This window comes from Bradyrhizobium sp. CFUWI, assembly GCF_056429085.1.
On the sequence record NZ_JBWJZE010000003.1, the window covers coordinates 94,551 to 112,670 of the forward strand.

Annotated in this window: 20 protein-coding genes; 10 read left to right on the plus strand and 10 right to left on the minus strand. The window is 64.2% G+C overall.

The annotated features are described in order from the left end of the window. Positions 1-32: 32 nt before the first annotated feature. The 6 genes from AC066S_RS07795 to urtA all read right to left on the minus strand — a co-directional run bounded on the left by AC066S_RS07795 (position 33) and on the right by urtA (position 6,540). Positions 33-863, minus strand: coding sequence for an urease accessory protein UreD (locus AC066S_RS07795; RefSeq protein WP_478269363.1), 831 nt, complete (start codon positions 861-863; stop codon positions 33-35). Positions 864-894: 31 nt separating this feature from the next. Beyond that, entirely contained in the window at positions 895-1,590 is a 696-nt protein-coding gene (gene urtE, locus AC066S_RS07800) for an urea ABC transporter ATP-binding subunit UrtE (protein WP_135170989.1), read from the minus strand. A gap of 3 nt (positions 1,591-1,593) precedes the next feature. Next, positions 1,594-2,355, minus strand: coding sequence for an urea ABC transporter ATP-binding protein UrtD (gene urtD / locus AC066S_RS07805; protein ID WP_126259739.1), 762 nt, complete (start codon positions 2,353-2,355; stop codon positions 1,594-1,596). Positions 2,356-2,359: 4 nt separating this feature from the next. After that, the gene (urtC, locus tag AC066S_RS07810) at positions 2,360-3,529 is read right to left on the minus strand and encodes an urea ABC transporter permease subunit UrtC (RefSeq protein WP_126259738.1); all 1,170 of its coding nucleotides are present in this window, start codon (positions 3,527-3,529) and stop codon (positions 2,360-2,362) included. Next, positions 3,526-5,133 (minus strand): urea ABC transporter permease subunit UrtB, encoded by a 1,608-nt coding sequence (gene urtB / locus AC066S_RS07815; protein ID WP_126259737.1) that lies wholly within the window; start codon positions 5,131-5,133, stop codon positions 3,526-3,528. The genes urtC and urtB overlap by 4 nt, the downstream gene beginning before the upstream one ends. An 84-nt stretch (positions 5,134-5,217) precedes the next feature. Further along, positions 5,218-6,540, minus strand: coding sequence for an urea ABC transporter substrate-binding protein (urtA, locus tag AC066S_RS07820; protein WP_126259736.1), 1,323 nt, complete (start codon positions 6,538-6,540; stop codon positions 5,218-5,220). A 481-nt stretch (positions 6,541-7,021) separates the two neighbouring features. Between urtA and AC066S_RS07825 the strand changes: the two genes are divergently transcribed. The 3 genes from AC066S_RS07825 (at position 7,022) to AC066S_RS07835 (ending at position 9,401) form a co-directional block, all read left to right on the plus strand. Next, complete coding sequence (locus AC066S_RS07825) at positions 7,022-8,608, plus strand: DEAD/DEAH box helicase (protein WP_478269364.1); 1,587 nt, start codon at positions 7,022-7,024, stop codon at positions 8,606-8,608. Between the two features lie 24 nt (positions 8,609-8,632). Next, the gene (gene infA / locus AC066S_RS07830) at positions 8,633-8,920 is read left to right on the plus strand and encodes a translation initiation factor IF-1 (protein WP_024340539.1); all 288 of its coding nucleotides are present in this window, start codon (positions 8,633-8,635) and stop codon (positions 8,918-8,920) included. Positions 8,921-9,188: 268 nt separating this feature from the next. Beyond that, positions 9,189-9,401, plus strand: coding sequence for a cold-shock protein (locus tag AC066S_RS07835; RefSeq protein WP_028138527.1), 213 nt, complete (start codon positions 9,189-9,191; stop codon positions 9,399-9,401). Between the two features lie 90 nt (positions 9,402-9,491). On the opposite strand, the gene AC066S_RS07840 is transcribed toward AC066S_RS07835, so the two are convergent. From AC066S_RS07840 to AC066S_RS07855, 4 genes are all read right to left on the minus strand, one after another. Continuing rightward, the gene (locus AC066S_RS07840; RefSeq protein ID WP_245481458.1) at positions 9,492-10,097 is read right to left on the minus strand and encodes a TadE/TadG family type IV pilus assembly protein; all 606 of its coding nucleotides are present in this window, start codon (positions 10,095-10,097) and stop codon (positions 9,492-9,494) included. Positions 10,098-10,125: 28 nt separating this feature from the next. Continuing rightward, positions 10,126-10,707, minus strand: coding sequence for a TadE/TadG family type IV pilus assembly protein (locus AC066S_RS07845; RefSeq protein WP_126259733.1), 582 nt, complete (start codon positions 10,705-10,707; stop codon positions 10,126-10,128). A 207-nt stretch (positions 10,708-10,914) separates the two neighbouring features. Beyond that, the gene (locus AC066S_RS07850; protein WP_135170994.1) at positions 10,915-11,412 is read right to left on the minus strand and encodes a pilus assembly protein N-terminal domain-containing protein; all 498 of its coding nucleotides are present in this window, start codon (positions 11,410-11,412) and stop codon (positions 10,915-10,917) included. A gap of 146 nt (positions 11,413-11,558) precedes the next feature. Next, positions 11,559-12,386 carry a sterol desaturase family protein gene (locus AC066S_RS07855; RefSeq protein ID WP_126259731.1) on the minus strand — a complete coding sequence of 276 codons (828 nt, stop codon included), beginning with the start codon at positions 12,384-12,386 and terminating at the stop codon, positions 11,559-11,561. A 266-nt stretch (positions 12,387-12,652) separates the two neighbouring features. Between AC066S_RS07855 and AC066S_RS07860 the strand changes: the two genes are divergently transcribed. From AC066S_RS07860 to AC066S_RS07890, 7 genes are all read left to right on the plus strand, one after another. Beyond that, positions 12,653-12,817 carry a Flp family type IVb pilin gene (locus tag AC066S_RS07860; RefSeq protein WP_126259730.1) on the plus strand — a complete coding sequence of 55 codons (165 nt, stop codon included), beginning with the start codon at positions 12,653-12,655 and terminating at the stop codon, positions 12,815-12,817. Positions 12,818-12,893: 76 nt separating this feature from the next. Beyond that, positions 12,894-13,034, plus strand: a complete 141-nt coding sequence (locus AC066S_RS07865; RefSeq protein ID WP_164718848.1) for a hypothetical protein — start codon at positions 12,894-12,896, stop codon at positions 13,032-13,034. Between the two features lie 124 nt (positions 13,035-13,158). Beyond that, entirely contained in the window at positions 13,159-13,683 is a 525-nt protein-coding gene (locus AC066S_RS07870) for an A24 family peptidase (RefSeq protein WP_126259729.1), read from the plus strand. A gap of 128 nt (positions 13,684-13,811) precedes the next feature. Further along, positions 13,812-14,612, plus strand: a complete 801-nt coding sequence (cpaB, locus tag AC066S_RS07875; protein ID WP_164718866.1) for a Flp pilus assembly protein CpaB — start codon at positions 13,812-13,814, stop codon at positions 14,610-14,612. 11 nt (positions 14,613-14,623) lie between these two features. Further along, positions 14,624-16,099: a type II and III secretion system protein family protein gene (locus AC066S_RS07880; RefSeq protein ID WP_167767729.1), complete on the plus strand. Its 1,476-nt coding sequence runs from the start codon at positions 14,624-14,626 to the stop codon at positions 16,097-16,099. Between the two features lie 20 nt (positions 16,100-16,119). After that, positions 16,120-16,854 carry a CpaD family pilus assembly protein gene (locus tag AC066S_RS07885; RefSeq protein WP_478269365.1) on the plus strand — a complete coding sequence of 245 codons (735 nt, stop codon included), beginning with the start codon at positions 16,120-16,122 and terminating at the stop codon, positions 16,852-16,854. After that, positions 16,851-18,119 carry a CpaE/TadZ family protein gene (locus AC066S_RS07890; protein ID WP_126259725.1) on the plus strand — a complete coding sequence of 423 codons (1,269 nt, stop codon included), beginning with the start codon at positions 16,851-16,853 and terminating at the stop codon, positions 18,117-18,119. The genes AC066S_RS07885 and AC066S_RS07890 overlap by 4 nt, the downstream gene beginning before the upstream one ends. Position 18,120 lies beyond the last annotated feature (1 nt).

The window sequence follows — 18,120 nt, forward strand, 5'->3', positions numbered from 1 at the left end:
ATCTCTTCCGTTCAATTCGTCAATTCGGCCAGTCAATTCAGCCAGAGCCGCGGCAGGGCCGCGCCGGTGCGCGCCAACACAGCCATCATATCGGCGCGCAAACGCGCCGCATCTTGGGCACAGAACCGCGCCATTGCAACGCCATTCCAGGCCGAGATTCCAACCTCGCCGGCGAAAGATTCCGACGCTTCGCGAATGCGCTCGACCAGGGCCTCGTCGCCGGGCACGATCAGGGCCGTACCGATCGCGGCGCCGCCTTTGGCAATTGCCGATCGTGCGAGCTTTGCGCCGATGTTGCCGTCGAGCCGGACCGTCTCGGCGAACACCAGCCGGCCGCCACGCCTCAGCCGCCAGCGGTCGACGAACTCGCCCTGCTCCATCCGCTCGCCCATGGCGGTGCGGCCGAACACGACGATCTCGCAGAGCAGGAGCGAGGCGGCCTCGTCGAGCGCGATGTCGAAACGGCGCTGCACCCGGGCCCGGTCGAAGAGGATGGTTTCCTGCGGCAGCCAGGACAAATGCGCCTCCGCACCGACCTGCAAAGCGATGTTGAGCTGCGCTGCCGGGCCCGGTGCGCGATAGACCTTTTCGGCGGCCGCGGTGGTCAAGGTCAGGCGCGAGCCTTGGCCCGCCGTGACGTCGATATCGAAATTGTCGCCGCCGGCAACGCCGCCGGCCGTGTTGACGAACACGCCGGACAGCCCCTGATCTTCCGGCGAGGGAAAGCGGACGCGGAGCGAGCCCGATTCATGCAAGGTGCCGCGCCGCGTCACGCCCTCGCGGGCGTGTACCTCGAAGCGCACGGCGCCGCGGGCGCGGTTGGCCTCGAACACAGAAGATGTCGCCAAAGCGTCGCTGCGCATCCGTCTCCCCAGCCGGTCGCGGCAGGTTGGTCTACAGCGCCATCTGGCGGCTGATCTCGCTCGCGTCGAGATTGGCGCGGTCGCAGGTGAATTTCACCGCGCCGCGATCCATCACCGCGAAACTGTCGCCGAGTTCGCAGGCAAAGTCGAGATATTGTTCGACCAGCACGATGGCGATGTTGCCGAGGTTGCGCAGGTAGGAGATGGCGCGGCCGATATCCTTGATGATCGAGGGCTGGATGCCCTCGGTCGGCTCGTCGAGCAGCAACAGTTTTGGCCGCATCACCAGCGCACGGCCGATCGCGAGCTGCTGCTGCTGGCCGCCGGAGAGATCGCCGCCGCGCCGGCCCAGCATCGATTGCAGCACCGGAAACAGCGAGAACACGTCGTCCGGAATGTGCTTGTCCTCGCGCTTGAGCGGGCCGAAACCGGTCTTGAGGTTTTCCTCGACCGTCAGCAGCGGGAAGATCTCGCGGCCCTGCGGCACGAAGCCGATGCCCTTGCGGGCGCGCTCGTAGGGTTTCAGAGCCGTGATGTCGCTGCCGTCAAACACGATCGCACCCGAGGAGATCGGATATTGCCCGACCATGGCGCGCAGCAGCGAGGTCTTGCCGACGCCGTTGCGCCCGAGCACGCAGGTCACCTTGCCCGGCTCGGCCGAGATGGAGACGCCGCGCAGCGCCTGCGCGGCGCCGTAGAACAGGTTGATGTCCTTGACCTCAAGCATCGCTCAGCGTCCCAGATAGACTTCGATGACCCGCTCGTTGGACGAAACCTGGTCGATGGTTCCCTCCGCCAGCACGGTGCCTTCATGCAGGCAGGTGACCTTGACGCCGAGTTCGCGCACGAACGTCATGTCGTGCTCGACGACCATCACGGTATGGGTCTTGTTGATCTCTTTCAGCAGCTCGGCGGTCAGATGCGTCTCGACGTCGGTCATCCCCGCGACGGGCTCGTCGACGAGAAGCAGCTTCGGATCCTGCGCCAGCAGCATGCCGATCTCGAGCCACTGCTTCTGGCCGTGGCTGAGGCTGCCGGCAAGGCGGTTGCGGGCCTCGGTGAGGCGGATCGTCTCCAGCACCTTGTCGATGCGCTCGGCTTCCGCCTTGCTGCCGCGCCAGAACAGCGTGGCCTTGACGCTGTGGTCGACGTTGAGCGCGAGCAGGAGATTGTCCTGCACGGTCTGGCTCTCGAACACGGTCGGCTTCTGGAATTTCCGGCCGATGCCGAGCTCGGCAATGCGCGTCTCGTCGAGCCGGGTCAGGTCGGTGACGCCGTCGAACAGCACGGTGCCCTCGTCGGGCTTGGTCTTGCCGGTGATGATGTCCATCATCGTGGTCTTGCCGGCGCCGTTCGGGCCGATGATGGCGCGCATCTCGCCGGGCTCGAGCGTCAGCGACAGATTGTTGATGGCGTGGAAGCCGTCGAACGAGACGTGCACGCCGTCGAGATAGAGCATCGCGGACGTGGCGCGGTTGTCCATGACGTTCATCGCGCTACTCCGCCATCTTGGGTTCGGTGACGCCGTCCTCGGCCGCAGCACTCACGGAGGTCGCGGCGGTGCGCTTTTCCTTGGACTGGGCCCACCAGGCGTTGAAGGTGCCGACGATGCCCTTCGGCAGCAGCAGCGTCACCAGGATGAACAGCGCCCCCAGCATGAACAGCCAGTACGGCGCCAGCATGCCGGAGGTGAAGAACGTTTTTGCATAGTTGACGACGACGGCGCCGAGCGCGGCGCCGACCAGCGTGCCGCGGCCGCCGACCGCGACCCAGATCACCGCCTCGATCGAATTGCCCGGCGCGAACTCGGATGGATTGATGATGCCGACCTGCGGCACGTAGAGCGCGCCGGCGACGCCGGCCATGCAGGCCGACACCGTGAACACGAACAGCTTGTAGGATTCGACCCGGTAGCCGAGGAAGCGCGTGCGCGATTCCGCATCGCGCACCGCGATCAGCACCTTGCCGAGCTTCGACGAGACGATGGCGCGGCAGATCAGGAAGCCGGCGATCAACGCCAGGCAGCTCAAGGCAAACAAGGCGGCACGCGTCCCTTCGGCCTGCACGTTGAAGCCGAGGATGTCCTTGAAATCGGTCAGGCCGTTATTGCCGCCGAAGCCGAAATCGTTGCGGAAGAAGGCGAGCAGCAGCGCATAGGTCATCGCCTGCGTGATGATCGACAGGTACACGCCGGTGACGCGGGAGCGGAACGCGAGCCAGCCGAAGCAGAAGGCGAGCAGCCCCGGCACCACCAGCACCATCAGCGCCGCGAACCAGAACATGTCAAAGCCGTACCAGTACCACGGCAGCTTCTCCCAGTTCAGGAACACCATGAAATCGGGCAGGACCGGATTGCCGTAGACACCGCGGGTGCCGATCTGCCGCATCAGGTACATGCCCATGGCGTAGCCACCGAGCGCGAAGAAGGCGCCGTGACCGAGCGAGAGGATGCCGCAATAGCCCCAGATCAGGTCGATCGAGAGCGCCAGAATGGCGTAGCAGACATATTTTCCCCAGAGCGCGACGAGATAGGTCGGCACCTGCAGGAACGAGCCCGCGGGCAGCAGCAGGTTGGAGAGCGGGATGAGGATGCCGCAGGCCGCGACGACGGCGAGGAAGATCGTCGCGCTGCGGTCCAGCGATCGCGTCAGCATGTGAGGGGTCATGCTTCCACCGCGCGGCCCTTGAGCGCGAACAAGCCGCGCGGGCGCTTTTGAATGAACAGGATGATCAGAACCAGGATGGCGATCTTGCCGAGCACGGCGCCGGCGACCGGCTCCAGGAACTTGTTGGCGATGCCGAGCGTGAAGGCGCCGACCAGCGTGCCCCAGAGATTGCCGACCCCGCCGAACACCACGACCATGAAGCTGTCGATGATGTAGCTCTGGCCGAGATTGGGGCTGACATTGTCGATCTGCGACAGCGCCACGCCGGCGATGCCGGCGATGCCCGAACCGAGGCCGAAGGTCAGCGCATCGACGCGCGATGTCGCAATGCCCATCGAGGCCGCCATGCGGCGATTCTGCGTCACTGCGCGCATCTCGAGGCCGAGCGCGGTGTAGCGCAGCATCGCGAGCAGGATCGCGAACACGGCGAGCGTGAAGACGAGGATCCAGAGCCGGTTATAGGTGATGGTGATCTGGCCGAGCTCGAACGCGCCGCTCATCCAGGAGGGGTTGCCGACCTCGCGGTTGGTCGGGCCGAACATCGTTCGCACCGCCTGCTGCAGCACCAGCGACAGGCCCCAGGTCGCCAGCAGCGTCTCCAGCGGACGGCCGTAGAGGAAGCGGATGATGCTGCGCTCGATCAAGACGCCGATCGCGCCGGCGACGAGGAAGGCGAGCGGCACGGCGATCAACAGCGAATAGTCGAACAGGCCGGGATAGCGGGTGCGGATCACCTCCTGCACCACGAAGGTGGTGTAGGCCCCGAGCATCACCATCTCGCCATGCGCCATGTTGATCACGCCCATCACGCCGAACGTGATGGCGAGCCCGATCGCGGCGAGCAGCAACACCGAGCCGAGCGAGAGGCCGTACCAGGCGTTCTGCACCATGGACCAGACCGCCAGCGAGCTCTGGATCGAGCCGATCGCGCTCGCGGCGGCCTTCGTTACCGACGCCGGCTGGTCGCCCATGCCGGTGAGCAGCGCCAGCGCTTCCTGGTCGCCGCGCGCCTTCAGCGTGGTCACGGCCTCGAGCTTCTCGACCTCGGTCGCATCGGACTTGAACAGCAGGATGGCCGCGCGAGCCTCGCCGAGGGCCGTCTTGACGGCTCTGTTGCTTTCCTTGGCGAGCGCGGCATCGACCGCATCGAGCGCCGTCTCCTCATGCGACTTGAAGACCGATTGCGCAGCCTGCAGGCGCGTTCCGACATCCGGCGACTGCAGCGTCAGGCCGCCGAGCGCGGCATCGACGCTGCGGCGCAGACGGTTGTTGAGGCGCACCGCGCTCGCACTATCGGGAACGCTGGCCACCGCCTCGCCGGTCGCGGCATCGATCGACTTGCCGTCGGTGCCGGTGACGTAAACCTTCTTGCTGTCCGGATCGGCCATCAACCGGCCGTCCTGGAGCGCGCTGATGATGGGAAAGGCCAGCTTGTTGCCGCTGCTCGCAACTGCGCCGATCGCCTCTTCGGTGTCGGAGAAATCGTCATTGGCGAATTTGGCGACTCCGTCCTCGAACGGACCGGCGAAGGCCGGCAGCGCAAACGCAATCAGCAACAATGAGAGCGCAAGCGAGCAGAGGCGCGCGGACAAATAGGCTGGCACTGTGAATGACCCCGGCACAAATGGGTGGAGAAGGCGGCGGGATCGCCGCCTTCTCCGATCGTGCAATGCAGTGTCAGATCGGGATCAGGAGCCCGAGCCGAGGCACTTGTTGGTCTTGGTGTTGAAATTGCCGCACTTCTTGCCGACCCAGTCGCCGATCAGGTCCTTGGAGCCGTCGAGCTCCTTCGACCAGGCATCGCCCGCGACGAGGCTCGGCGTCTTCCAGACCACGTCGAACTGGCCGTTGCCCTTGATCTCGCCGATGAACACCGGCTTGGTGATATGGTGGTTCGGGAGCATCTTGGAGGTGCCGCCGGTCAGGTTCTTGGCTTCGATGCCTGGGAGAGCGTCGATCACCTTGTCGGGATCGGTCGACTTCGCCTTCTCGACCGCCTTGACCCACATGTCGAAGCCGATCACGTGCGCTTCCATCGGATCGTTGGTCACGCGCTTCGGATTCTTGGTGTAGGCCTGCCACGCCTTGATGAACTTCTCGTTCTCCGGCGACTTGATCGACTGGAAGTAATTCCAGGCGGCGAGATGACCGACCAGCGGCTTGGTGTCGATGCCGGCGAGCTCTTCCTCACCCACCGAGAACGCCACCACCGGGATGTCCTTGGCCTTGATGCCCTGGTTGCCGAGCTCCTTGTAGAAGGGAACGTTGGCGTCGCCGTTGATGGTCGAGACCACCGCGGTCTTCTTGCCGGCCGAGCCGAACTTCTTGATATCGGCCACGATCGTCTGCCAGTCGGAGTGACCGAACGGCGTATAGTTGATCATGATGTCTTCCTGGGCGACACCCTTCGACTTCAGATAGGCTTCCAGGATCTTGTTAGTGGTACGCGGATAGACGTAGTCGGTGCCCGCGAGCACCCAGCGCTTCACCTTCTCTTCCTTCATGAGGTAGTCGACGGCGGGAATCGCCTGCTGGTTCGGCGCGGCCCCCGTGTAGAACACGTTGCGCTCGCTCTCCTCACCCTCGTATTGCACGGGGTAGAACAGGATGCTGTTGAGCTCCTTGAACACCGGAAGCACCGACTTGCGCGACACCGAGGTCCAGCAGCCGAACACGACCGAGACCTTGTCCTTGGTGATCAGCTCGCGCGCCTTTTCGGCGAACAGCGGCCAGTTCGACGCGGGGTCGACGACGACGGCTTCGAGCTTCTTGCCGAGAACGCCGCCCTTCTTGTTCTGCTCGTCGATCAGGAAGAGGATGGTGTCCTTCAGCGTGGTTTCGCTGATGGCCATGGTGCCGGACAGAGAGTGCAGCACGCCGACCTTGATGGTGTCGTCCGCGGCCTTCGCGCCAGTCAATGAAGCCAGACCGAGCACCAGTCCGGCGGTCGCGGCGAGCACGCCGCGGCGGCTAAATGACGCCGCTATATCGTGAGTTGATTTGTTAAGCATGAGTGTCTTCATCTCCCTGACGCAGACGTGAAAAACGCTGCGAAACGGCCCCACGGCCGCCTGCGATTAACGGATTCGCAAGAACCATGCCATGGGCTGAACACCAATCAACTTATTGATTCTACTAAAATAATTGCCTGAAAACCAAGTCTCGCAACGAAGCGATCGCTCAAAACTTGAGCAACTGAAATGTATGCCAAAGCGGCAGTCTGGTTATTTTTTGAGCAAAATGTCAGCTCTGGCTAAATTTCCGGCATAACTATTTCTGCACCGCAATCGCCATTTCGCGCGAGCCTGCCTTGAAAGCGCCCCTTCGATGTTCCATATGAGCGGCCGAGACCTCTTGCGAATCAAGAGGTCGTTGCGAGCCGCGTGTTCTTAAGCCCCTCCGGGCCTCTGGCTTGCCCCATATCTCCCAAGCCATCCGACACCCTAAACACGCAGGTGTCTTCTCGACACCCTTTTGCGCGCGCCGCGCCGAATGCGCCGGGCGCCCGCTTTTGACATGGAAAGAACCCATCTTTTGACTTCGTTTCAGGATTTCGGCCTCGCCGAACCGATCGCGCGTGCTCTCGCCGAAGAGAACTACGTCACTCCCACCCCCATCCAGGCCCAGACCATCCCGATCGCGCTGACCGGGCGCGACGTCGTCGGCATCGCCCAGACCGGCACCGGCAAGACCGCGTCGTTCGCGCTGCCGATCCTGCACCGCCTGCTCGAGCATCGCATCAAGCCGCAGCCCAAGACCTGCCGGGTGTTGGTGTTGTCGCCCACCCGCGAGCTGTCCGGCCAGATCCTCGACAGCTTCAACGCCTATGGCCGCCACCTGCGCCTGGCCTCGACGCTGGCCATCGGCGGCGTGCCGATGGGCCGCCAGGTCCGCGCCCTGATGCAGGGCGTCGATGTGCTGGTCGCCACCCCCGGCCGCCTGCTCGACCTCGTGCAGAGCAACGGATTGAAGCTCTCGAGCGTCGAGTTCCTCGTGCTCGACGAGGCCGACCGCATGCTCGACATGGGCTTCATCAACGATATCCGCAAAATCGTCGCCAAGCTGCCGATCAAGCGGCAGACGCTGTTCTTCTCGGCCACCATGCCGAAGGACATCGCCGAGCTCGCCGACGCCATGCTGCGTGACCCCGCCCGCGTCGCGGTAACCCCGGTGTCCTCGACCGCCGAGCGAATCAACCAGCGCATCGTCCAGGTCGACTTCTCCGCCAAGCCGGCCTTCCTGACCAAGCTTCTGAAAGATGAGCCGGTCAACCGCGCACTGGTCTTCACCCGCACCAAGCACGGCGCCGACAAGGTGGTGAAGTCGCTCGAGAAGGCCGGCATCCCCGCCAGCGCCATTCACGGCAACAAGTCGCAGAACCATCGCGAGCGCACGCTCGCCCAGTTCCGCTCGGGCGAGATCCGCACCCTGGTCGCCACCGACATCGCCGCCCGCGGCATCGACGTCGACGGCATCAGCCACGTCATCAATTTCGACCTGCCCAACGTGCCGGAAACCTACGTCCACCGCATCGGCCGCACCGCGCGCGCCGGCGCCGACGGCACCGCGATCTCGCTGGTGGCTGGCGGTGAGGAGCTCAGCTATCTCCGCGACATCGAGCGGCTGATCCGCGTGGCGCTGCCGCGCGAAGACCATCGCACCGATGCGGGCCGCCGCGACGCCGGTCCTCCCCCGGCACAGCAACGGCAGGGCCGACCGGGTGGCCGCCCGGGCCAGCGTCCGCAGGGCGCCCGGCACGGCGACGGACGGCGTGGCGACGAACGGCATGCCGACGGACGTCATCACAGCGCCGGCAGGCCCGGCGACGGACGGCCCGGCGAAGGACGTCATAGCGAGGGCAGACCTGTTGATGGCAGGCCGGGAGAGGGCCACAAGGCCTCCAAGGGGTCTCGCCGCCGGCGTGGTCTCGGTGGTAAGATGAACGCCTCACCAGCCGATCGGTCGGAACAGCGTCCCGCGCATAGCGCCGGCAAGCCTGATGGAATACAAGGCGTTGCCTTTTTGCGTCGCGAGAGTCGCCCCAACGGCCGACCGAACCGCAATCCTCATTCGAACTAACAGTCTACGACTGGAGACACCCACATGGCTAAGGAAGAGCTGATCCAGTTCGAAGGACTGGTCACCGAAATCCTCCCCGACGCCCGCTACCGCGTGCAGCTCGATGCCGGACACGAGATCGTCGCCTATACCGCCGGCAAGATGAAGAAGAACCGCATCAAGACTCTGGCGGGCGACCGCGTGACGGTGGAGATGTCGCCCTATGACCTCGAGAAGGGCCGGCTGATTTTCCGCCACAAGGACGAGCGTCCCAGCACGGCCGGCGGACCTCCCCGCCCCGGACAGCGCGGCGGCCAGTTCCGCCGTCGCTAGTCGAGCGCCGGCGCGCGAGCGCGGCAGTAAAATTCCGACCTTCCTGTTGGTCCGCCGTGAACATCACGGCGGATCAAAAAATCGCGCGCGACTGGATTGTTTTGACACTGGAATTCCGATAAAAGGAATTTATCGATTTTCGGCCGGACGACATTAGCATCCACCGGTACAGCCGGTTCAGACACGCTGACGACCCTTCCAAAATTCGATCTAACTGGCCTGCGCGAGCAGGCTCTCACATTGTGTTATCTGAGAAGGGACTACCCCCGTGAGCATGGGAACCGTGAAGTGGTTTAACGCGACCAAAGGCTTCGGCTTCATTCAGCCGGACGACGGCGGCCAGGACGTGTTCGTCCACATCAGCGCTGTGGAACGTGCGGGCCTCGGCACGCTGCGTGAAGGTCAGAAGATCTCCTACGAGATCGTGGCCGACCGTCGTTCCGGCAAGTCGGCAGCAGACAACCTCCGCGCCGCAGGCTGAACCCGCCGGGCCTCGCCCGATCGGCTCGCAAGAAGCAAGAAGGCCGTGCGCTACGCACGGCCTTTTTCATTTGCAGACCCTGCTCGGGCGTCAGCACGAGGACGGCACGTTGTTGTATTGAACGCAAGTCGCCTGGCGCGGCCGTGTGTAGGACAGATCTCTCAGCGGGATGCTCGACTTCAACACGTAGCCCACCGACGGTGTGTAAGTGTAGCTCGCCTCGCTGAGGATGAGGTAGGTCGAAGGAATCAGCAGCGTCGACGGAATCTCGTTGGTCACCTTGTCGCCAGCCTTGCGGCCCGAGGTCGCCAGCGTCGCTTGCGTCGCGCCGCTCGCGATGGTTCCGGCCTTGCTCCACTGGACCGTGGCAATGCTGTTCGCATCGATATAGATCTGGGAAATCGAGCCTTTCACGAGAGTAGCGTCGTAAGGCATGACGATCGAGATGCTCGCCGTGAAGGTGTTCTGCATGTCGGCATCGGCAAGCGTCGTCGACTGCGATGTCAGATCGGACAGCGTCCGTGCAATCAACGTGACTTTGCGATCGATCGCAATCGCCGACGAGAATTCGACGGTCCCGAAGAACATCACCAGCATCAGCGGGACGATGACCGCGAATTCGGTCGCCGCGAGCGCACGCGTGTCGGCGACGAAGTCACGCGCCCAGCAGCGGGCATTGTTCAAGAAGTTCGCCATCGCCTGTGGTCCGCCCAGATCCATCGCCTCAGAAGGGTTCGTTCTTGAAGGCTGCGGTCGCCACCAGCAGCCGCTTGCTGCTGCAGCCGATGTTGTAGCCGAGGCCGGTGACGAAGAGCGGCCATTGATAGAACAGCCGCACCACGACGACCTGGCTGGAGCTGCCGGGATTGTATTGCACGCCGGCCGGATTGAAGGTGCAGGAATCGCCGTAATTGGTGAGGCTCAGCGCCGTGAAGGAGCTTGTGCTGACCACGTCGACGTAAAGCTTGCTGCAATCGAACAGCGCCGGGATCTGGGTGCAGACATAGGCCTTGAACGTGGTCTGATCGCACGCCGAGACCACGTTGGGCACCGTCTGACAGGCCGCCACCGAGCCGCCCTGCGCTTGCGCCTGACCGGTCAGAATCGCACGCGCCGAATTCTGGGTGATGGTCTCGAGCACCTGGCCTGCGAAGAACACCAAGGCTGTCTCGATGATGGCGAACAGCAGCCCGAAGAAGATCGGAGCAACCAGCGCGAACTCGACCGCCGCGGAACCGCGGCGGCTGCCACGAAACCGGCATAGCGCCTTCCGGAGCGTGAATCTCGTAGGCGGAAGCGATGGCATCGCGTCAAATTCCCCGGCAGCGGCGATCATCTGCTTCGTTCAATAGCTAAAACTGATTGTTTAAGTGTTGCAGGCGATTCACGCTGCGCGAACCGCTCGGTTAGGGATGCGTTAACCCGCACGGCGGCCGCAGCCAAGGACGGCGCGCGCAGAGCCACGTCGCCTGGCAAGCGATCCACGCCGGCGCGAAGCCGCCAATCGATCCGGCTAGTTGGACTTGGTGGCCGCGCCGGCGTTGCCGCTGGCACTGCTGCTCAGCGAGCCGGCCTGGCTCATGGTGTTGTTGAAGTAGGTGTCGCTGTCGCCGAGCGTCACCCGACGCTGGCAAATCGGCATGCAGCTGTAGGACTCGCGCTCGATCCCGCGATAGACGGTGACGAGCCGGTCGCTCGGGCCTTCGACCTGGATCTGGCGGTCGACCAGAATCTCGCCGTTCCGGTCGAGGGCAATGAAATTGGTGGCACCGTAGCCCTTGCCGGTCACGACGATCATGCCGCCGGGCTGGAGCGTGACGTCGGCGATCAGGGGATTGCCGACCACGATGGTCGCCACCTTGCCGGGCAGCCGCACCAGCTTGGCCTGGTCGACGTTGACGGCGATGGTGTCGGCCGTCGGTTCGGCGAGGCCGGCAGCCGGCGATGCCAGCACTGCGGCAGCAACCAGAACACAGACCCGCGCATGACGGCGCAGCAATTCCTTACGCATACTCATACTCCCGGGACGTCACAAACCGGCAGAAGCGAACAGATAACAGCGGAGCCGGTGCCCGACCCGGCTAACCTGCCCTTAATTTGTGAACGTTCCGCAAACTCGCCGACGATTGTTTGAACCTACCTGAATGTTTACGGCCGCTAGCGGCGGAACGGATAGGCCAGTTGGCCCCCGATCTCCTTCGGTATGGCCGCTTCGTCCTTGCCGTAATCCTGCGGCAGCCGCCCCTCCGGCATGCGGAAAGTGCCGAACAGCACGTCCCAGACCGGAAACGTGCCGGCGAAATTGGTGTTGCCGCCCTCTTCGAGCGAAGTGTGGTGCCAGCGGTGGAACACCGGCGTTGCCAGCAGATATTTGAACGGTCCGAAGGTCCAGTTCAGATTGGCGTGCACGAACGCCGAATGGAAGGTGGTGAACGGACCGACCCAGAGCATGATGTTCGGGGAAATGCCGGCCATCAGCAACACGACGTCGACGCTGATCGTCCCGAGCAAGAGATTGATGGGATGGAAGCGAGCCGCCGAAATCCATCCGATCTCCTCGGAGGAATGATGGATGGCGTGGTACTTCCAGAAGCCGCCGTCATGGAAGGTCCGGTGGATCCAATACAGCATGAAGTCGGACAGCACCAGGAACAGCAGGGCCTGCACCCACAGAGGCAGCTGCGCCAGCGGCCCATGGCCGTTATCGTAGAAGGCGATGAGCTCGTCGGCGTCGTGAATGTTGAAGACGGCTGCGGCGCCGACGATCAGGAGTCCGATCCGCATGGTGCGGGCGAACACCGGAACGAAGATCCAATAGCAGATGTCGGTGATGATCTCCCGCTTGCGCCACCACGGGGCGCCGGGGTTGCAGGCCCAGAAATGCTCGAGCACGGTGAAAACCGCCGCGAGCACGAAGGTGATGGGGAGCAGCTTCGCGATGGTCTCGCCGAGCATCAAGGCGACTTGCATGGGCAGGCTCGACATCATCGCCTCTCTCCGCGAATTCCGGTCCTCTCTTACGCCTACTCCGTGAAATTTAAGGGAGGGTGAAGCGGGCCGCGCGCCGGCGATGTATCTGGAACTGAAATTGAAGCCGCGGCTTTAAGGCGAAATTCACTCTGGACGAAAGCATCGCGCCGGACGCGGGTTTACGCGATCGGATTAACTCTACCGAAAGAGCTCGGCTCTCATGGTCATCGGGTCAAAGACAGCGCCGAACGAGGCGATCCCACCCGAATGGAGTTTTGTTCATGAAGAACTTGATTGCGCGTTTCGCGAAGGACGAATCCGGCGCGACTGCCATCGAATACGGTCTGATTGCCGCCGGCATCGCGCTGGCCATCATCACCGTCGTCAACAGCCTCGGCAGCACGCTGAACACCAAGTTCACCTCGATCAGCACCGGGCTGAAGTAAGCAACAGATCAACGACGGCAAAAGCCCCGGATCTCCGGGGCCTTTGTTTTTCTGAAGACGGCGAGTTCCAGTGGCGTTGCGTGAGTACAGAACCGGTGCCGCGGTCGCGGCGAACGAGGCAGCTGCGGCGCAGGCCGGCTCGCCGGTCTTTTGGGTCTGCCTTGCGCTGCTGCTTGCGACGGTCGCACTCGCCGCGCGCATTGCCAGCCTCTGGTAAAGCACGCGCTCCTCAGCTTCGGCCTTGCGTGACCCTCGCAGCCGTTGTCGGTTTGTTTAGCACTGCCGGATAGAATCCGGCGACGCCAGCTTCCGCGGCAAACCCAGGCCTCAAGACGCACGCCATGATCCTCGACCTTGCGCGCCTTCTGCTCTTCCCTGCCCTGATGGCGTTCGCCGCCGCGAGCGATCTGTTTACGATGACGATCTCGAATCGCGTGTCGCTGGCGCTGGTCGCAGGCTTCTTCGCGCTCGCCCTCGCCGGTGGCATGGCACCTTATGAGATGCTGAGCCATGTCGGCGCCGGCGCGCTTCTGCTCGTCGTGGCCTTCACCTGCTTTGCGATGGGCTGGGTCGGTGGCGGCGATGCCAAGGTCGCGGCCTCCGTCGCGCTCTGGTTCGGGTTCGCACAGCTGATGAACTTCCTGCTCTACGCCTCGCTGTTCGGCGGCGCGCTGACGCTGCTCCTGCTCCAGTTCCGGCAATGGCCGCTGCCTTACGGGCTGGCGGGTCAGGCCTGGCTGGCACGGCTGCACGCCAAGGAGAGCGGCATCCCCTACGGCATCGCGCTCGCGCTGAGCGCGCTGATGGTCTACCCGGAGACCGAATGGGTGAAGTCGATCGACCTCGCTCACCTCGCGCTGCGCTGAACGCACCGGGTAAACCCGGCGTTAAGGCGATTTAGATACGCCTCATTAACCATGCTTTGACGAATAGCTGGTCAACTGCCGATCACGGCGGCGGCAGCGTCGCGGCGTCTTGTTGGAAAGTGAAGCGTATGAATAGGGCACGCATTGTCGTCCTGGCGGTCGCCATCAGCGCCGGCGGCGTCGCCGCGTACCTGGCGAGCGGCTCGGACCAATCTGCGCCACCTCCCGCGGCTCCGGTCGCACAGCTTCCGACCGTCGACGTCCTCGTTGCCAAGAACGACATCGGCCTCGGCCAGACCGTGAAGCCGGAAGACGTGCAATGGCAGACCTGGCCGGCCGCGACCGCCAGCGCCACCTTCATCCGCCGCAACGAGCGTCCCGAGGGCGCGACCCAGGTCACCGGTTCGATCGCGCGCGCCCCTTTCATTCAAGGTGAGCCGATCCGCGACCAGAAGCTGGTCAAGGCCGAAGGCTCCGGCTTCATGGCTGCAATCCTGCCCACCGGCATGCGGGCGATCTCGACCGAGATCTCGCCGGAGACCGGCGCAGGCGGCTTCATCCTGCCCAACGATCGCGTCGACGTCCTGCTGACCCGCCGACTGAAGAATCCGGACCAGAACAACGGCGCGCCCGACATCATCACCTCCGAGATCATCCTGGCCAATATCCGGGTCCTCGCCATCGACCAGGCGCCAAAGGAAAAGGACGGCCAGAACGCGGTGATCGGCAAGACCGTCACCCTCGAGCTCAATCCCGCGCAGACCGCGACGCTCTCCGCAGCCCGCCAGAGCGGCACGCTGTCGCTGGCGCTGCGCAGCATCGTCGACGTCAAGATGAGCGAAATCACGCTCGATGATTCCGCGCAGAAGCGGGACGGTGTTTCGATCATTCGCTACGGCATTCCAAGTCAGACGGCGAAAGCACGATGAAGACAGTCGATATGAAACGCAGGGTGGATTTGGCGACGATGCGAACCTCAGCGGTTCGCGCCCTGTCGTTTTCGGCCGCTCTGGCGCTGGCGCTCAACCCGGTGCTGACCCCCGTGGTCGCCGCCGATTACCGTCCCGGGGCGATGGCCGCGGCGGATGGCCAGATGAACGCGCGCTTCCTCTCGCTCGGCGTCGGCAAATCCGTCGTGATCGACCTGCCGCGCGACATCAAGGACGTGCTGGTCGCCGATCCCAAGATCGCCAACGCGGTGGTCCGCTCGGCGCAGCGCGCCTACATCATCGGTGCCGCGGTCGGCCAGACCAATATCGTGTTCTTCGATTCCGCCGGTCAGCAGATTGCGGCCTATGACATCGCGGTCAAGCGCGACCTCAACGGCGTGCGGGCCGCGCTGAAGCAGGTTCTGCCCAATTCGGACATTCAGATCGACGGACTCGGCGACGGCATTGTCCTGACCGGCACGGCGGCAAATCCGATGGAAGCGCAGCAGGCCAACGAGCTCGCCGCGCGCCTGGCCGGCGGCGCCGACAAGGTGGTGAACTCGATCGTGGTGCGCGGCCGCGACCAGGTCATGCTCAAGGTGACGGTGGCGGAGGTCCAGCGCACCATCGTCAAGCAGCTCGGCATCGACCTGAGCGCCAGCCTCAACTACGGCACCTCGGTGGTGAGCTTCAGCAACTCCAATCCGTTCACGGCACTCGGCAAGAACCTCGTGGACGGCAACAATCTGACGACGAAGTTCGGCGGCTCGTCGTCGGTGCAGGCCACCCTGCGCGCGATGGAAAACGCGGGCGTGATCCGCACGCTGGCCGAACCGAACCTGACCGCAATCTCCGGTGAATCGGCAACGTTCATCGCGGGCGGCGAATTCCCGGTCCCGGCAGGCTATGCGTGCGACCCCACCACGCACGTCTGCACCACCCAGATCAGCTTCAAGAAGTTCGGTATCTCGCTCAACTTTACCCCCGTGGTGCTGAGCGAAGGCAAGATCAGCCTGCGCGTGATGACCGAGGTCTCGGAGCTCTCGAACGAAAACGCGATCACGCTGTCGCAGGCCGTGACCTCGACCTCGGTGAACTCGCTGACGGTGCCCTCGATCAGGACCCGCCGCGCGGAGACCTCGCTGGAAATTCCCTCCGGCGGCGCGATGGCGATGGCCGGCCTGATCCAGCAGCAGACCAAACAGGCGATCAGCGGACTGCCGGGGATCATGCAGCTCCCGATCCTCGGCACGCTGTTCCGCAGCCGGGACTTCGTCAACAACGCGACCGAGCTGGTCGTGATCGTGACGCCCTATGTCGTTCGCGCGGTGGCGCCAAAGGACCTGTCGCGGCCGGATGACGGCTTCACGCCGCCTGCGGATCCACAGGTCCAGCTGCTCGGCAACATCAACCGCATCTACGGCGTGCCCGGCCGGACCGAACCGGCCAAGAACTACCGCGGCACCTACGGCTTCATTACCGACTGAGGCGGAACGGGGACTTCACGATGATCACAAGACCACCCCAGCTTCCCAAGCGCGCCATCCGTCTCGGTGGCGCGCTGGTCGCAATGACGCTCGCGCTCGGCGGCTGCCGGCACGACGAGGTCGTTACCGCCTCGATTCCCGACGACTACAAGCAGCGCCACCCGATCGCGATCGAGGAGCAGAATCGCTCGATCGTCGTCTTCGTCGGCCATGCCCGCGGCGGATTGACCGCTGCCCAGCGCGCCGACGTGATGGGCGTCGCATCGGCATGGATGCACGAAGGCACGGGCGCCATCCGCATCGACGTGCCGTCCGGCACGCCCAATGCGCGTCCGGTCGCGGACACGATGCGCGAAATCCAGGCGATGCTGGCCGCGGCGGGCGTTCCGCCGCGGGGCGTCAACGTTCACCCCTACCAGCCCCAGGACAAGCGCTTCCTGCCGCCGATCCGTCTCACCTATTCCAAGATCGCAGCGATCGCAGGTCCCTGCGGCCTGTGGCCGGACGACATCGGCCCTTCGATGAAGAACAAGAGCTGGTTCGAGAACAAGGACTACTACAATTACGGCTGCGCCTATCAGCGCAACCTCGCAGCGATGGTCGACAATCCCTCGGACCTCGAGCAGCCGCGGCCTGAAACGCCGTCCTACACCCCCCGGCGCATCACCGGTCTCGAGAAGTATCGCAAGGGACTCACGAGCGCGACCACGTACCCCGAAGCCGACAAGGCCAAACTCAGCGACACCGGCAAATGATCAGCTACGCTCGCCAGACACACGAAGAGCAGCCGGACGCACCCCCTCCGCCGGTCGAGGAGCATATTGCGCCCGCGCCGCGCGTCTCGGTCCAGGCCTTCTGCGAGACCGTCGAGACCGCCGCCGCGGTCCAGTCGGCCGGCGAGGATCGCCGCCTCGGCAAGGCCCATCTGAAGATCCAGATGGGCGGCATGGCGGCCGCGATCGAAGCCTACCGCTCGGCTCCCACGCCGAACGTGATCGTGCTCGAGAGCGACGGCCGCAACGACCTCCTGGGCGGGCTCGACCAGCTCGCCACCGTCTGCGACGCCGGCACCCGCGTGGTCGTGATCGGCCGCATCAACGACGTCATGCTCTACCGCGAGCTGGTGCGCCGCGGCGTCAGCGACTATGTGCTCGCGCCGGTCGGCGCGATCGACGTCGTACGCTCGATCTGCAACCTGTTCTCGGCGCCGGAAGCCAAGGCGGTCGGCCGCATCATCGCCGTGGTCGGCGCCAAGGGGGGCGTCGGAGCTTCCACCATCTCGCACAACGTCGCCTGGGCGATCGCGCGCGACCTCGCTATGGACGCCGTCGTCGCCGATCTCGACCTGGCCTTCGGTACCGCCGGGCTCGACTACAACCAGGATCCGCCGCAGGGCATTGCCGACGCCGTGTTCTCGCCCGATCGCGTCGACACCGCCTTCATCGACCGCCTGCTGTCGAAATGTACCGACCATCTCAGCCTGCTGGCGGCGCCGGCGACGCTCGACCGGGTCTATGATTTCGGCACCGAGGCCTTCGACTCCGTGTTCGACACGCTGCGCTCCACCATGCCGTGCATCGTGCTCGACATTCCGCACCAATGGGCGGGCTGGACCAAGCGCGCCTTGATCGGAGCGGACGACATTTTGATCGTGGCCGCCCCTGACCTCGCCAATCTGCGCAATACCAAGAACCTGTTCGATCTGTTGAAGGCCGCGCGCCCCAACGATCGGCCGCCGCTCTACTGCCTGAATCAGGTCGGCGTGCCGAAACGGCCCGAAATCGCCGCCACGGAGTTCGCCAAGGCGATCGAGAGCCAGCCGATCGTTTCGATCCCGTTCGAGCCGCAGATCTTCGGCTCGGCGGCCAACAACGGCCAGATGATCGCGGAGATCTCCGCCAACCACAAGTCGATCGAGATGTTCCTTCAGATCGCCCAGCGCCTGACCGGCCGCTCCGAAACCAAGAAACAAAAGTCGTCCCTGTTTTCACCCCTGATTGACAAGTTGCGGGGAAAATAAG